This window comes from Proteus mirabilis ATCC 29906, assembly GCF_000160755.1.
GTDB lineage: Bacteria > Pseudomonadota > Gammaproteobacteria > Enterobacterales > Enterobacteriaceae > Proteus > Proteus mirabilis.
In genome coordinates this window covers 19,900-35,147 of record NZ_GG668593.1, presented here as the reverse complement: position 1 = coordinate 35,147, position 15,248 = coordinate 19,900, and the positions used below count along the sequence as shown (strand labels likewise).

16 protein-coding genes, 1 tRNA gene and 1 pseudogene are annotated in these 15,248 nt (G+C 37.1%); 11 read left to right on the top strand and 7 right to left on the bottom strand.

Features of this window, described 5'->3' with window-relative positions; genetic code table 11:
* Nucleotides 1-29: 29 nt before the first annotated feature.
* A complete protein-coding gene (yeiP, locus tag HMPREF0693_RS17795; protein WP_004247054.1) occupies nt 30-602 on the top strand; it encodes an elongation factor P-like protein YeiP in 573 nt (190 codons plus the stop codon).
* A 134-nt stretch (nt 603-736) separates the two neighbouring features.
* Here yeiP and HMPREF0693_RS17790 read toward each other — a convergent pair whose 3' ends face one another.
* Both HMPREF0693_RS17790 and HMPREF0693_RS17785 read right to left on the bottom strand, forming a co-directional pair.
* Nucleotides 737-1,063 carry a hypothetical protein gene (locus HMPREF0693_RS17790; protein WP_004247806.1) on the bottom strand — a complete coding sequence of 109 codons (327 nt, stop codon included), beginning with the start codon at nt 1,061-1,063 and terminating at the stop codon, nt 737-739.
* Between the two features lie 264 nt (nt 1,064-1,327).
* The gene (locus tag HMPREF0693_RS17785; protein WP_004247052.1) at nt 1,328-1,639 is read right to left on the bottom strand and encodes a hypothetical protein; all 312 of its coding nucleotides are present in this window, start codon (nt 1,637-1,639) and stop codon (nt 1,328-1,330) included.
* A gap of 346 nt (nt 1,640-1,985) precedes the next feature.
* Here HMPREF0693_RS17785 and HMPREF0693_RS17780 point away from each other — a divergent pair, with 346 nt between their 5' ends.
* Nucleotides 1,986-2,708, top strand: coding sequence for a phosphatase PAP2 family protein (locus HMPREF0693_RS17780; RefSeq protein WP_004247051.1), 723 nt, complete (start codon nt 1,986-1,988; stop codon nt 2,706-2,708).
* Between the two features lie 348 nt (nt 2,709-3,056).
* Complete coding sequence (gene mepS, locus HMPREF0693_RS17775) at nt 3,057-3,671, top strand: bifunctional murein DD-endopeptidase/murein LD-carboxypeptidase (RefSeq protein ID WP_004247050.1); 615 nt, start codon at nt 3,057-3,059, stop codon at nt 3,669-3,671.
* 185 nt (nt 3,672-3,856) lie between these two features.
* Here the strand turns inward: mepS and HMPREF0693_RS17770 are convergent, their stop codons facing one another.
* The 3 genes from HMPREF0693_RS17770 to rsuA form a co-directional block, all read right to left on the bottom strand.
* Nucleotides 3,857-4,204: a YejG family protein gene (locus HMPREF0693_RS17770; protein ID WP_004247049.1), complete on the bottom strand. Its 348-nt coding sequence runs from the start codon at nt 4,202-4,204 to the stop codon at nt 3,857-3,859.
* Nucleotides 4,205-4,719: 515 nt separating this feature from the next.
* Complete coding sequence (locus HMPREF0693_RS17765; protein WP_004247802.1) at nt 4,720-5,904, bottom strand: Bcr/CflA family multidrug efflux MFS transporter; 1,185 nt, start codon at nt 5,902-5,904, stop codon at nt 4,720-4,722.
* A 35-nt stretch (nt 5,905-5,939) separates the two neighbouring features.
* Nucleotides 5,940-6,644, bottom strand: a complete 705-nt coding sequence (rsuA, locus tag HMPREF0693_RS17760) for a 16S rRNA pseudouridine(516) synthase RsuA (RefSeq protein WP_004247801.1) — start codon at nt 6,642-6,644, stop codon at nt 5,940-5,942.
* Nucleotides 6,645-6,838: 194 nt separating this feature from the next.
* On the opposite strand from rsuA, the gene radD reads away from it, so the two are divergent.
* Nucleotides 6,839-8,602 (top strand): DNA repair helicase RadD, encoded by a 1,764-nt coding sequence (gene radD / locus HMPREF0693_RS17755; protein ID WP_004251887.1) that lies wholly within the window; start codon nt 6,839-6,841, stop codon nt 8,600-8,602.
* A 140-nt stretch (nt 8,603-8,742) separates the two neighbouring features.
* On the top strand, nt 8,743-9,027 hold the full coding sequence (rplY, locus tag HMPREF0693_RS17750; protein WP_004247799.1) for a 50S ribosomal protein L25: 285 nt from the start codon (nt 8,743-8,745) through the stop codon (nt 9,025-9,027).
* 83 nt (nt 9,028-9,110) lie between these two features.
* Here rplY and yejK read toward each other — a convergent pair whose 3' ends face one another.
* Nucleotides 9,111-10,115: a nucleoid-associated protein YejK gene (gene yejK / locus HMPREF0693_RS17745; protein ID WP_004247043.1), complete on the bottom strand. Its 1,005-nt coding sequence runs from the start codon at nt 10,113-10,115 to the stop codon at nt 9,111-9,113.
* A gap of 163 nt (nt 10,116-10,278) precedes the next feature.
* Here yejK and HMPREF0693_RS17740 point away from each other — a divergent pair, with 163 nt between their 5' ends.
* The 5 genes from HMPREF0693_RS17740 (at nt 10,279) to HMPREF0693_RS17720 (ending at nt 13,612) form a co-directional block, all read left to right on the top strand.
* Complete coding sequence (locus HMPREF0693_RS17740) at nt 10,279-10,506, top strand: YejL family protein (protein WP_004247042.1); 228 nt, start codon at nt 10,279-10,281, stop codon at nt 10,504-10,506.
* Between the two features lie 23 nt (nt 10,507-10,529).
* Nucleotides 10,530-12,263 (top strand): LPS biosynthesis-modulating metalloenzyme YejM, encoded by a 1,734-nt coding sequence (gene yejM / locus HMPREF0693_RS17735; protein ID WP_004247041.1) that lies wholly within the window; start codon nt 10,530-10,532, stop codon nt 12,261-12,263.
* Between the two features lie 126 nt (nt 12,264-12,389).
* Nucleotides 12,390-12,466, top strand: a tRNA-Pro gene (locus HMPREF0693_RS17730).
* Between the two features lie 214 nt (nt 12,467-12,680).
* Nucleotides 12,681-12,956 (top strand): hypothetical protein, encoded by a 276-nt coding sequence (locus HMPREF0693_RS17725; protein WP_004247040.1) that lies wholly within the window; start codon nt 12,681-12,683, stop codon nt 12,954-12,956.
* 185 nt (nt 12,957-13,141) lie between these two features.
* The gene (locus HMPREF0693_RS17720) at nt 13,142-13,612 is read left to right on the top strand and encodes a PH domain-containing protein (protein ID WP_004247039.1); all 471 of its coding nucleotides are present in this window, start codon (nt 13,142-13,144) and stop codon (nt 13,610-13,612) included.
* A gap of 558 nt (nt 13,613-14,170) precedes the next feature.
* Here HMPREF0693_RS17720 and HMPREF0693_RS19840 read toward each other — a convergent pair.
* A pseudogene (locus HMPREF0693_RS19840) lies at nt 14,171-14,979 on the bottom strand (anti-CBASS protein Acb1 family protein); the annotation flags it as partial.
* A 72-nt stretch (nt 14,980-15,051) separates the two neighbouring features.
* Between HMPREF0693_RS19840 and HMPREF0693_RS17710 the strand changes: the two are divergent.
* Nucleotides 15,052-15,237 (top strand): type II toxin-antitoxin system HicA family toxin, encoded by a 186-nt coding sequence (locus HMPREF0693_RS17710; protein ID WP_004247035.1) that lies wholly within the window; start codon nt 15,052-15,054, stop codon nt 15,235-15,237.
* The last annotated feature ends 11 nt before the right edge of the window (nt 15,238-15,248 follow it).

Here is a 15,248-nt window from a genome sequence, read left to right as displayed (position 1 = left end):
TCGTCAATGCTATTTATAGAAGGTTACCTATGGCAAAAGCTAATGAAATTAAGCGCGGTATGGCTATCAGTTATAACAATAAATTATTATTGGTAAAAGATATCGACATCCAAGCGCCAAGTGCTCGCGGTGCAAGTACTTTGTATAAAATGCGCTTTACTGATATTCGTACAGGCCAAAAAGTAGAAGAACGTTTTAAAGGGGATGATATCCTCGATACTATCAACTTAACACGCCGTGCAGTCAGTTTCTCGTATATCGATGGTGATGAATATGTCTTTATGGACAATGAAGATTATACACCTTACACCTTCAAAAAAGATCAGATTGAAGAAGAGCTGCTGTTTATTCCAGAAGAAGGCTTAGCTGGAATGCAGGTCTTAACTATGGATGGACAAGTTTTAGCTTTAGAGTTACCGCAAACTGTTGATATGAAAATTATCGAAACAGTACCGGGCATTAAAGGCGCGTCAGCGAGCGCTCGTACTAAGCCTGCGACTCTACCTACTGGATTAGTCATTCAAGTCCCTGAATATCTTTCTACAGGGGATAAAATCCGTATTCATATTGCTGAACGTCGCTATATGGGGCGTGCTGATTAATTAACCGCCAAAAACCTCCCTCACAAAGTAATATTTTACTGATGTGATGCTAAATAGGTCAGATAATCGTAAGAAACCCACTGTGACAACGATTATTTGACTTGTTTACCTAATCATTCCCTGTCAATACACAATTAAAAATATTGCACATTAATCAATCCATTTTTTTCAGCGCCATCCATCCAACGGATTTCAGCTTTCCCCATATTTTGAGGCAGTATAATTGATGATGATTGTTCAAAAGAGGTAGGGAAAATAGACTGGGTTGATGTAAAGACTTTGTTATTTTTGTAACATTGGTACTCAGCTTGATCGAGTGTGAAATTAATTTCACAAGCTGGATCAACAATTGCTCCTCGTACATAAATCTGTCCTGTGGTTTGCTGTGCTGTTGACGCCCAAGCAAATGATATCGAACTGGAAACGAGAAGACTGCATAAAATGGTCAGATATTTTTTCATAACGACCTCACTTCTTGTTTGCGCAGTAGGTATGAGGATCACGCCTACTCGACATACTTTTATCATAGCAATAAAATATGACATTCATATAGACACAATAAGAATGTTTGATGTCTATCAAATATGAGTGGTTTTTATTTATAAATAAAAAATCAACGTTGATTTAAGCTTAAGTCAAATATTCATAACTTTAATAACCTAATTATTTAAACATCAACTTTCTATTTAATTAACACAATTTATTTTATTATTAGTATTAATTAACTAATTATAAACAATATTCATTACTGCTAGATGATCGTTAATCCATTCGATATCCATAAAACCTTTATTATTAATTAATTGCGAGTTAAACTGCTGATTAGCATCTAGTTTATATTGGAAGTCTTTCATCTCCTTACCATTCCAACAACTTGTTTTAACAGTATTTTCTTCTGATGATGCAAAACATCCGCCTTCGACAATAGCACCAACAAAAGTAATTGTTGTTGAACCTAACACTTTACTTTCACGTGCTAAACTAGGTGCCGTTAATAATAGACCTAGACATGCTAAAACTATCGGTATCTTTTTCAAAATAAACCTCCTCTCATTTATTTAAGTACAGAATGTCCACGAGCCAATATGCTATTAAACTAATAACTAATATCGGCTAGTAACTTTATTTATTTAACTTTTATCTTTGATTAAAGTTTAGAAAGAAATTATAAAATACTCAAATTAAGACTATCAATAAAAAATATTCTATATTTGACTTATATCAAGATAAGAGAAGCTAACAAGCCTGAAACAAAAAGATAACATTTGCCTTAGCAATTAATTGCAAAGATATTTTTTTTTATTTTGGCTATAGTCCCTGCCATAAACTTGGAATATTTGTGATTTAGATCACAATTAATCAACGAATTTTTTAATTATCCTTATGAAACTTTCTACTGCTAAACAAAAATTGTCTCTTATCTTGCTGTTAAATTTGGTTGGATTGACTCTTTTTTTATCTTGGTATCTTCCCGCACAACATGGCTTTTGGCTTTCAATAGATACACATATCTTTTATTTTTTTAATCGGCAACTATTGCCAGACTCTTCTTTTGCTATGTTTGTGGCTTATGTCAATAATCGAGCATTCGATGTGATTATTCTGCTGGCGATGGGAGGGTTGTATTACCATACCTTTCGTCAGAAAGATTATCAGGGCAAACGCCATCTCATTATTGTGGGAATAGTCATGGTGCTAAGTGCAATCGTAATTAATCAGATTGGACAAAATATTCCTATCGAAAGACCTAGCCCAACACTTCATTTTCACGATGTGCACCGCGTAGGTGTAGTGACAGGAATACCGACTAAAGATGCATCAGGTGATAGCTTTCCTGGCGATCATGGTTTGATGCTACTGATCTTTTGTAGCTTTATATTACGTTATCTTTCATTTCGCTCTTTTTTATGTGCCCTTTTGATTACGGTAATTTTTTCATTACCTCGTGTTATGGCTGGCGCACATTGGGCTTCTGATATCTTAGTTGGCTCTATCTCGCTCACTTTAGTCACAACAAGCTGGTTATTAATAACCCCTGCATCCGATATCATCATTCATTGGCTAGATGAACATCTCCCTTTTAAAGGCAAAAAAGCATTTAGCTAATTAAGTATAAAAAATAAGTAAAAGTAAAAATAAGCGCCCTACTGAGCGCTTATTTTTTATCTGTAAAAGGATAGTTTTATAACAAAAAGATAATCATTTTTAGTATGTGTTCTTTATTATCTAATGTTTTGTAAATTAAGCCTCTTTCCTCTCGCCATTTGACTTTTCTTTATGTAAACTTTTTACGTTTCCACATTATTTATTGTTTAATGTGGATATTTACGTGCTTTAGAGCACGTTTTTCGCGAAATAGGGTTGCCAGAGTTAAATTACACTATATTCTCTGGTTATTTGGTGAATATTCATGTGCTCATCTGGCACATAAGGATGTAAGGGAAATCTGTCACAATGAGAAATAAACCGTTTATGAGAATGCTTAAGCTCATACCGGCGTTTATTGTCGTAGCTACGTTATCAGCCTGTAGTTCACAAAACGCGTCTTCACGCTTAGCTAATTCAACAACTGCCCCACTTAATAAATCTTCAAGCACATCTATTTCCCAAGCATCTCAAGATGAATTTGAATCATTGGTGAAGAATCTCGATATAAAATCTAAGATACTTGACCAATATGCAGACTGGAAAGGTGTTGCATACCGCTTAGGTGGCAATACAAAAAGTGGTATTGATTGTTCCGCTTTTGTCCAAAGAACTTTTCGTGATCAATTTGGTGTCGAATTACCTCGTTCAACCTCCGATCAGCAATTTGCTGGTACCAAAGTTAATCGTTCAACCTTAAAAGCGGGTGACTTAGTACTGTTTAAGACTGGTCGCACTATGCGCCATATTGGTATTTATATCGGTAATGATAAGTTTGTTCACGCGTCAACCAGTAGTGGTGTTATCGTTTCTGAAATGTCCAATGTCTATTGGAAAAACCGTTTCTATACAGCGCGTCGGATCATTGATAATAATACAACAACAAGTCTTGCTGATAACTATTCTCAAGCGTCATTAAGATAAAATTTTCCCTTATATCTTATCGCAATAAAAAAGCCCCAATACTTATTGAGTATGGGGCTTTTTTATGTTGTTTTTTCTTGCATAACAGAGCCATATAGCCATCGTTAGTGAGTATTTTTATCTAAGTACATAGCAATAGATTGTGCATATGTCGTAGAGAAATACCCATTAAGAACAAAAAAGAACTACAGATAAGAGTAGTCTGTTGGAAATGGCTCAGCAATTGCAACCCCAGCATTTTTTAAGCAACAAAGTGCTGCGCACTCATCATCACTATGTAAAAATAAACAAGGTACGCCATCCCACTCAATAATCACATTTTCAATATTGAGATTATTCAGATACTTTTGTAAGTTCTGTATTGCCTCATCTAAAGTCATACCATCATGACTTAGCAGTTTTAAGCCAATCAAGGTATTTTGTCTACTAGCATCATTCTCAGGTAGAATTTCTACCCTTGTTCCTGTAAAGCCTGCTAGCCACCGATAACTCAGCGGCAGCTTATGAACCACCGAAAGTTGAACATTTTCCACAAATCAATCCTGTTTCATCAACACGTTAATTTAATACATCATCAATACGAGTTTGAACTGACTTGCTCACACACATATTAAAATATTGTTAAAAATAAAGCATGAACGTTACAATAATCTTACAAAAAGAGAGGTATTTTAAGCTATTTATTTCGCTTAACCTTTATCAACCTTCCTATCAGCCCTGATTACTCTTTTCAATTATTCTTTCATTTATTTAACATTTTATCAACTATATAAAATAATTGCATAAAATTTTACGCATTTAAGTAAAACAATCTATCAATTTTTATCATGATATTTCATATTACTAAAACAATAGTAGATGATTATTAAAATAAACCCTAGTTAATTTAACAAAAACACAACATTAAGTGTTGATACAAATCAAATAAGTTACATTGAAGGGAAAGAATTTAGAGAAAAATTTAGTGAAAAACGTGGCGATAATGACATTTTAAAGATAAATAGAAAGGAAAACGCTATAAACACAGTGTATTTATAGCGTGATATTCTTATTTATAACGACGAGCAAGTAACAAGAAACTCATGGCACAGATAACACAAAATGCCATCGAACTCACCATCGGCCACTCAGTTTTAGCGGGTAACATTGCAATAGCGGTTCCAACTAAAGCCCCCACACCAAAACGGATAGTACCGGCTAAAGAAGATACCGTACCCGCCATATGTGGATAGTCTTCAAGAATAACGGCCATCGCATTTGAGGTTATCATGGCTATCCCACCAACATACATAGCCACTCCCACAACAAGGAAGTAAAAATGTAAATTAAGGGCGACCACCAATATTAAGAATATGCCCATTAAAAACTGCACAGTTAACCCAAAACGTAACATATTCAGTGCACCAAATCGGCGCACATAGCGCCCATTGATACTGGTCATGACAATCAAGAAAATAATATTAAAACCAAAGTACAAGCCAAATTGGTCGAATGGAATACCATGTAGTTCGATATAAACAAAAGGCCCTGCACTTAAAAATGAAAACATCCCTGCAAAAGAAAATCCCGATGCCAGAATATAGCAAAGTACTCGACGTGCTCTAAATAAGCTAATAAATTGACTAAATGTCACTCGTAGGCTAAAGCGTTGGCGGTGCTGTTTGGGCAAAGTTTCCGGTATATAGAGCGCAATTAATGCAGCAGCAATGATCGCCGCAATAGCAATACTCCAAAAAATAGCATGCCATGAGAACCAGTTCATCACCCAAGCACCAAGTAATGGCGCTAATAATGGAGCAATCGTCATGACTAATGCAACAAATGACATGCTTCTTGAGAACTCATCTCTTGAAAACATATCCCGCATTAAAGCATTAATGACAACACTTGCAGCGGCGGCAGCAAATCCATGTAGAAAACGCATACCAATTAGCATATCGATCGAGTCAGATAATGCACAAGCGCTCGATGCTAATGCAAAAACAATCACACCACCTAGAATAACCGGTTTACGCCCTAGACTATCTGCCATCGGCCCATAGACCATTTGTCCAATAGCAAAACCAAAGATATAGCTACTTAATGTCATCTGAACTTGGCCACCAGGCACGCCAAAATCCCGTGCTATAGTAGGTAAACTTGGCAGATACATATCGATAGCCAGTGGCATAAGCATGGAAATAAGTCCCAATATTAAAATGAGGCTAAAGTACGACGGACGTTGCTCTTGCACGCAGTTAAACTCCAAAAAACGACAAAATATAATTATTATTTAGGTAGATGAATGCTATTGATTTCTTCTTCTGTTAGCGGTCGGTATTCTCCTGGCGCTAAAGCATCATCTAATGTGATATCACCGATACGCTCTCGATGTAACGCGACAACATGATTACCCACCGCAGCAAACATACGTTTAACTTGATGGTACTTCCCTTCACTGATGGTCAGTTTTACCTCAGTCGGTGTTATTACTTCCAATGTAGCAGGCTTAGTCAATTCTTTTTCGCCATTTAACTGGACACCTGTTTTAAATTTCTCAGCAACATCCGTAGCAATAGGCTGTTCCAACGTTACGACATACGTTTTTTCACAGTGATGTTTAGGTGCCGTTATACGATGAGACCATTGACCATTATCGGTTAATAGCACTAACCCTGTAGTATCAATATCTAAACGCCCCGCAGCATGTAATTTATGTGCTAGTGGCTCATCAATAAAATAAAGAATGGTGGGGTTAACAGGATCATCCGTTGAACACACATAACCAATAGGTTTGTTCAACATAAAATAACGCGGGCCTAAAATTTGTGTCAACACATTGCCATCATAAGCAACTTCTTGTTCAGGTGTGATTTTAGTCGCACCTGTTTTTACCATTTCACCATCTATAGTCACAAGCCCCGCTCTAAGTTCACGAGCTACTAAATTACGGCTAATCCCCAATTGCTGGGATAAAAATTTATCTAATCGCATGAATTTCTCTGAAAAATGGAAGAGTACCATCTGATATGAGGCATCTATTAAAAATGAATATTAACAATAAAACAACTAATTAATTTACCCTTAAATCATTTAGCCTTTCACTGTATTTAATTACAGTCTTTCTGTTCGCACTCATCGCTAAAAAGTGCTACGCTGGTGCTCTGTTTTGCTTTTGATGTATGGTTATGGCTTTTACACTTAGACCTTATCAGCTTGACGCGGTTAACGCGACAATCACTTATTTTCGCCAACATAAAACACCAGCACTTATTGTATTACCTACCGGTGCTGGAAAAAGCTTAGTCATTGCCGAACTTGCTAAAAGAGCACGTGGGCGGGTATTGGTTCTAGCACATGTAAAGGAATTAGTAGAGCAGAACCATAGCAAATATGAAGCCTATGGTCTATCTGCGGATATTTATGCCGCCGGATTACAGCAAAAAGAGAGTCGAGGCAAGGTTGTTTTCGGCAGTGTGCAATCGGTAGCACGCAACTTATCACAGTTTGAGCATGCTTTTTCTCTATTAATTATTGATGAATGTCACCGTATTAGTCTGTCTGAAGATAGCCAATACCAACAAGTGATCAAACAACTTCAAACCATTAACCCCCAACTACGCATCTTAGGATTAACGGCTACTCCTTATCGTTTACCGACTGGTTGGATTTACCAATATCACTATCACGGTATGGTAAAAGGAGATGACAATTGTTTTTTTCGTGACTGTATTTATGAATTACCTTTACGCTACATGATAAGTCACCATTTCTTAGTCCCACCAACACGTTTAGATATGCCTATTTTGCAATATGACTTTAGCCAAGTTAGAACTAGCCAAAATGGTATTTTTAATCAAGAAGATCTCAATCGCGAAGTAAAAAAACAACAGCGTATTACACCCCATATTGTGTCACAGATAATTGAATACGGTGAACAACGCCGTGGTGTGATGATATTTGCGGCAACAGTCGAACATGCGACAGAAATCTTCACATTATTACCCCAAGGACAAGCCGCGTTAGTCAGTGCTGAGACCCCCTCTTCTGAGCGTGACGCATTAATTTCACAGTTTAAACAGCAACAGCTACGTTATATGGTTAATGTTGCTGTATTAACCACAGGCTTTGATGCGCCCCATGTTGATTTAATTGCTATTTTACGCCCAACGGAGTCCGTCAGTTTATATCAACAAATAGTAGGACGAGGATTAAGGTTATTTGCAGGAAAAACAGAATGTTTAATCTTAGATTATGCAGGTAACCCTCACGACCTTTATCTTCCTGAAGTGGGTAGTAAAAAACCCAATCCAAATAGCAAACCGGTACAAGTGTTTTGTCCTCTCTGTCAATTCGCTAACACTTTCTGGGGCATAGTTGATGCAGATGGCGATATTATTGAGCACTATGGGCGACGTTGCCAAGGTTGGGAGCTTGATGAGCAAGGACAAAAAAAACAGTGTGATTATCGCTTTCGTTTTAAATTATGCCCACACTGTAATGAAGAAAATGATATCGCCGCACGGCGTTGTGTGCACTGTAATGAAATCCTAGTTGATCCTGATGATATGCTCAAAGCTGCTTTAAAGCTAAAAGGCGCCCTTATCCTTCGCTGTGGAGGAATGCAATTACTCAGTGGTCAAGATGAAAAAGGTGAGTGGCTTAAAATCAACTATTATGATGAAGAAGGTACTTCTGTTTCAGAACGATTTCGTTTAAAAACGCCTGCCCAACGTAAAGTATTTGAACTCAAGTTTTTACGCGAACACCAGCGCGCCCCTGGCGTTCCTTTTGTATGGCATAACGCTCAAGATATTATTAATCAGTTTGATTTATTACGTTATCCTGATTTTATTGTGGCACAAAAAAATAAAAAAGATGGCTTTTGGCAAATTCGTAATAAGTTATTTGACTATCATGGACGCTTTCGTAAAGCAGATACCTTATATTAAAGTCGATTTATATTTGCTGTTAGAGTGCTTTTTCGTTAAAATGCGCCCCGCTTTATCTGTTTTTAGATAAACCAAATCTCGAGCTTGTTGCTGGGTCGCCTGTAACAAGTATGTATTTTCTTTTTCATAAGAGAAAAAAGATGTTAACTATTAATGCAACAGTACGTAAAGAGCAGGGTAAGGGTGCGAGCCGCCGCCTGCGTGTGGCTAACCGTTTTCCAGCTATCGTTTATGGCGGAAATGAAGAGCCAATCGCTATCGATTTAGATCACAACGAAGTTATCAACCAAGAACACAAATCTGAGTTCTACGCTGATTTCGTTAACCTCGTTATCGATGGTAAAGCAACTAAAGTTAAAGTTAAAGCAGTGCAACGTCACGAGTATAAGCCAAAAATTACTCATATTGACTTCCTGCGCGCTTAATAAGCCAACCTTCGAGCTTTATTTTTCGGGACGCCGAGCATGTAACGCCACTTAATGTGGCGTTATTTGTTTCTATCTATTGCCTATTTTTCTGAGACTCTACGCTGTAACTGGTCGCGTAAATTAGGTGGAGTTCCTTTTATCGTCAGTGTATCGGTAGCAGGATCCCAAAAAATTCTTTCTCCCAACAGTTTCGCATCAAAATTAACCGTTAACCCCCCACCACTTCCTGAATACTTCATTAATTGGCGTAATGTACTGCGATCTGCGGGAAAAGTTTCCGCTAATTCATACCCTTTTTCTTCTGTAAACTGTGCAAAGTTTTGATCACCTAATGGCGGTAACTCTTGTGCAAGTTCAGTTAATGCAATCTCTTCACCCGATTGCAATTGCTCATTACAATAGCTGTAGACTTGTTCACGACAAGTTTGGCGCTCTTGTTTATTCATGTCTGATGCTTCGCAAAAGTCATCAACCGCTTGTAATAAGCCTTTATTTTGTACTTTAGTATTTAAACCTTCTTGCGCCCCTAAAAAGTCCATAAAGAAATCTGAAACTTTGCGTCCTACACGCCCTTTTAAGAAGGTTAAATAACGTAAAGAATCGGGTGAAGTCTCCCATTCAGTTAAATCAATACGAGCGATAATATCTGCATGAGGAATATCTAAATAGCGTGTTGAAGATACATCAAGACTGTCATTGACCCACATGCTATTACAGCTATTCAATACAGCGATTAATAAATATTCCACCGCGAGATAACGATAATGACAAAAAAGAACCGTTCCCCCTTCAGCAAAAGGGTATTTCGCTAACTCATCTTTAAGTCTAACCGTCGCTGCACGAGAAAAACCTAAAAATTCTTCTTCACCTTGACGTTGTAAACGTAATGCTTGAGCTAATTCGCTCTCTTCATTAAATAAACCATAGGCTTTACTTTTTGCACTATAAACACGATGTAACTCTTCGACCATCTCTTGAACAACCGGCTCAATGTCTAAGAGTGAATCACGAAGTACCACTTCTAATGTCTGCTCATCACGCTTAATAAGTTGGTGCAAGACTAACTGGTTAATATCTAGACTCATGGGCGCCCTCCTTTATCCCGATTCTTTTTGTGCGCGTATTCAAACATCCCCTACTTTTACTATCAAGGGGTATAACCGCAAAATAATTAATTTAATAGCAGAAAAATAACACGCCTTGCGGTAACATATAGCGTTTTATCCATTTAGTAGGAATTCAGATTTTATGCCACAAAAATCCCGTTATAGTGATGAACAAGTTGAGCAATTACTTGCAGAACTTGTCAGCGTTCTTGAAAAACATCATACTCCTACAGATCTTTCTTTGATGGTGTTGGGGAACATGGTGACAAACTTAATCAATACAAGTATTGCCCCTGCTCAACGAATGCTGATTGCAGACTCTTTTGTTCACGCTTTACGTGCTTCAATTGATGAAGGCAATATTCACTAATAAACACAGAAATATTTATAGACATGGTAACGAGAAATCAGTCCTATCGTGAAAAAGTATCCCAAATGATCAGTTGGGGTCACTGGTTTGCGCTGTTTAATATTATTCTAAGCCTTTTGCTTGGGAGCCGTTACCTGTTTATTGCTGATTGGCCAAGTACCTTTGCAGGTCGTCTTTACGCTATTGTCAGTTGGATGGGCCATTTTAGTTTTATTGTGTTTGCTATTTATATCCTTATTCTTTTTCCGTTGACCTTTGTGGTAGTTTCGCAACGATTACTTAGGGTGATATCCTGCGCCTTAGCTAGCGCAGGATTGACATTACTTATTTTTGATATAGCTGTTTACCAGCAATTTCAACTTCATTTGACCCAGTTGGTTTGGGATTTGGTTATCAATCCAGATGAAGGTGAAATGGCGCGAGAATGGCAACTTATCTTTATTGGCATCCCCATTATCTTTCTTATCGAAATGCTATTTGCTACATGGAGTTGGCAAAAGCTTCGCAGCTTAAACCGCCAGCGATGGGGAAAACCATTAGCCTGTGTATTTATTAGTTGCTTTATTTTATCCCACTCTATGTCTATTTGGGCAGATGCTAATTTTTATCGCCCTATTACTATGCAACGTGCAAACTTACCGCTGTCTTATCCAATGACTGCACGTAAATTCCTTGAACGGCATGGTTTTATTAATCAATCTGAGTATGAACAGCGCTTAATGAGCGAGGGTAATCCTGCGGCACAGAGTATCACCTACCCGCTTGCACCTCTTGATTATTCTAAAGATGAAAGCTCATATAACTTACTTATGATTGTGGTTGATGGATTAGGTAATGAAGACGTTGCCAAACTACCGAGCTTGCAACAATTTGCTGATAATAACCTCTCTTTCTCTCAACACTATTCAGCAGGCATAAATAACGAAACGGCGCTGTTTGGATTATTTTATGGCATTTCACCGTCTTATTTAGATAGTGTGTTAAGTAGCCGCAAAAACTCAGCGCTCTTTGATGCTTTAAATTATCGTCACTATCAATTAGCACTATTTTCAACTAACGGATTTAAATCGCCATTATTTACACAAGCGGTGCTGGCTGATTACTCACTACCTACTTCACGTAGTGAGGATAACGACACAACGATTAATAGTTGGCGTTCATGGTTGTTAAAAAATAAACAAAGCACACCTTGGTTCTCTTTCTTACAAATCAACGGTGATAAGCATACATCAGCTTCTCAAGCACAGTTAAATAGTCAATTAGAGACCATTTTTACTACTTTAAAAGAAAGCAACATACTTGATAATACCGTTGTGGTCGTAACGTCAAATTATCATCAGAACAATGATAAACAAGATAGCCAATGGCTTATTAGCAAAGACACTTTTAACTTAAGTCAATCGCAGGTTCCGCTGGTAATACATTGGCCTAATGTTACACCACAAAAACTAGATAAACTAACCAGTCACCAAGATATAATGACAACGCTAATGCAACATGTATTAGGTGTTATTAGCCCTGCAGATAACTATTCTCAAGGCGAAGATCTATTTGCTAATACGCGTAATCACCCTTGGATTTTTACTGGTGATAATGAAACTCTAGTGGTCTTTTTACAAGATAATACGTTAATGATAGATAAACATGGCAGATATGCTTTGTTTGATAAATCAGGCAAAGAGATCCAATCCGCCAAACCTGATTTACGCCTATTATTGCAAGTACTGGCTGAGCAAAAACGATTTATTGAGCGTTAGTATTAAAAAAAGACTATAAGTAAAAAGTTAATAACAACTGACGTCACTATAATGAATAAAAATACAGCAGTTAAGTATCTAAGGGGTTGCTTTAGCAGTAAAAAACAGTAATATACTAAGCACAATCGGCATGTAGCGCAGCCTGGTAGCGCACTGTCATGGGGTGTCAGGGGTCGTAGGTTCAAATCCTATCATGCCGACCATTTTTATTTAAGAAAACCAACCACTTACGGTTGGTTTTTTTATGTCTGGAATTTGTCACTGGTAAAACTCTGGTAAAACTCTGGTAAAACGACGACAAATCATCTCTCAAAATCCCCCTTTCTTTAGCTCATAAAATTGCCCTTTTCTCCTTGCTATTCTATTCGTTACCTTATATAAGATACTGTATAAAAACACAGTGCAATAGGTGATGCCATGATTAAGCTTGAAATCAATAATGCGGAATATATTGCTCAGTTAGAAGAGGCTCGTTTATCTGCAGATAACCCTTATGGTTACCTGTTTATGGACATTGTCTTTTCTGATCCAAGGTTTGATAAGAATACGTTTGAAATGAAGAATGTTAAGCGGGAACCGATGAGAACGTATATGACGGAAGCTGTAGCAAGGGATTTGTTTGAGAAGTTGGAGAGGTATTTCAATCATAAAAATATGGTACTAACATCAAAAAACATAAAAAAACTTATGTAGTTTGAGTAATTTAAAACCATCTTTCTCGCTTGTTACTTAGGAGTTTGTTAGTATCTATTTCCATTAAATTTTCTTTAGTGTTTAGATAAAAAGAGAGATTATAATGGACTTAAAAACAATGCGATAAAAAACAATTAAAAGAAGAGTTTAATCGACTTACAGCATTAACAAGTTATAAATCAACAATGGGTGTTTTTGATATATTTACTAGATTACCTGAATTATTAAATAATGATGAAACAGTTTTATGTGTTAATAGCGGAATCGTAAAATCTAATATTTGGTTGATTATACCTACAAATAAACGAATTATTTTTCTGCATAAAAAGAGTGGGCTTTTCCATAAAAAAGTTGATTTATCTTCAGTAAACTATGATGCAATTACTTCTATTGACTCATCTTCCGGATTGACAGGAGGTAAAATAAAAATAAATACTCCTGGTACTATTTATGAAATTGGTACACTACAAAAAAACTCAGTACAACCACTAGTTGATATTATCCTATCTAAAAAAAATAACTCTTCATCGCAATCTTCAAATAACAGTGGTGATGACTTGCTATCAAAATTAGAAAAATTAGGAAAACTAAAAGAAAGTGGCGTACTGACAGAAGAAGAGTTCCAAGAACAAAAAAGTAAATTACTTAATTTATAATTCTCAATAACGGACACTCTATCGGTGTCCGTATGATAAAAATTTTAAGTCATTCTATTTTATTCCAAGACATACATATCGGTAGGCCCAGTATAACCCGGATGGTGTATTGTTAATGTTTTACCGTCACTAGAGTAGTGACTGTTGTCCCCCAGAACTGATTGCCACCATACCATAAAATGAGAGATTGATAAGGAGGTGGTAACACAGTGACAGGATATGCTCTATTATCGCTAGCAGTAGCAAAAAGCTGTTTACCAATCATATTTGATTCGAATTTAACTATTGTTTTATCTGCATTAACTGTTGACGCAGTTTTTTTAAACTGTTTTAAATTACCTAGTTTTTTATATCGATTATCAGATTCATTTTTAGTATAACTACTGCCTACTGGGACATAATTCCCTTTAGGCTGATATTTACCGTCAGACTCAGCCTTAGTATACGAAGCACCTACTAGCGCATAATTGCCCGCTAGTTGATAATTTCCCTAACCTTGATAACGCCCGTCACTTTCCTCTTTTGTGTAGCTACTTCCAGCCGTTGCATAGTGTGTCACTCATAAATGCGCTCAGGAACAGAAACACCAAAGTAGTTGTACATTGGTTTCAAGACATTCGGCACAGGAAACGGTACAAACTTAATAAAGTGAGATTTGTGATACTTGCGCCCACCAATCACATAATAGGTTGGTTCGTAGAAATCCATGCTGGCAGGATCTTGAACATTGGCGTCCGTTAAATCAGGTGTTACCCATTGTGGATCAATCTGTTTAATCCCCTTGTACATGCCTTTGGTCACACCATCGATATTAAACGGGTTTTCATACCACTCTTTCGGATTTGATGTCTCCACAACGAATAATGCTAAACGATCACCGTATACATGCCCAAAGTGAACCTGCTCTTTAAGCTGATGTGTAATGCGGTATTTTTATCTCGTTTGCGATGCTTTTTACTGATAGCACGATCATCGTCGTTATCACAATCAATATCGTAACCCTGACGTATCGCATCACGCGCGGGCATATTACAGGCTTTATCCACCAGCCAGTGTTTAGCGATAACCGCACACATATTGTTGCCGATAAACATTTGTGAGGCATACCATGAGGCCTGTGACTCTGGCACACCGTAAACTTGTTCCCCTTTAAATGAGGGCACATAGCTATCAATGCTATCCATCGCAACACCTGCAATTGTGGGCTGGGGTAAATCAATCCCATCAAAGCCTTGTTCTCGCGCCAGCGCAGGATATAAGTCAGTTGTGAATGCTGACCTCTGTGGCGGTGAAATCTGCTCTGCAATTTTTTCTTTTAAACGGCTACATGGCAAATCTTTTATTATAGATAATAAAATACACACCATACACACAAAATATTTGATTGCCTACGTCTTAGTGTGTATAGTGTGTATATCAGTTGACGGAATGGAGGGAGTTTGAAAAGTTCGGAACTGATTAAGTTGTTAGAAAAAAACGGATGGATACTTGATAGAATAAAAGGAAGTCATCATCAATTTACTCACCCTGATTTTTCTTTTGTTGTAACAGTACCGCATCCAAGAAAAGATTTAAAAAAAGGAACATTAAATCAAATTATTAAAAGTGCCAAACTGAAAAATTAATTAAGAATGCG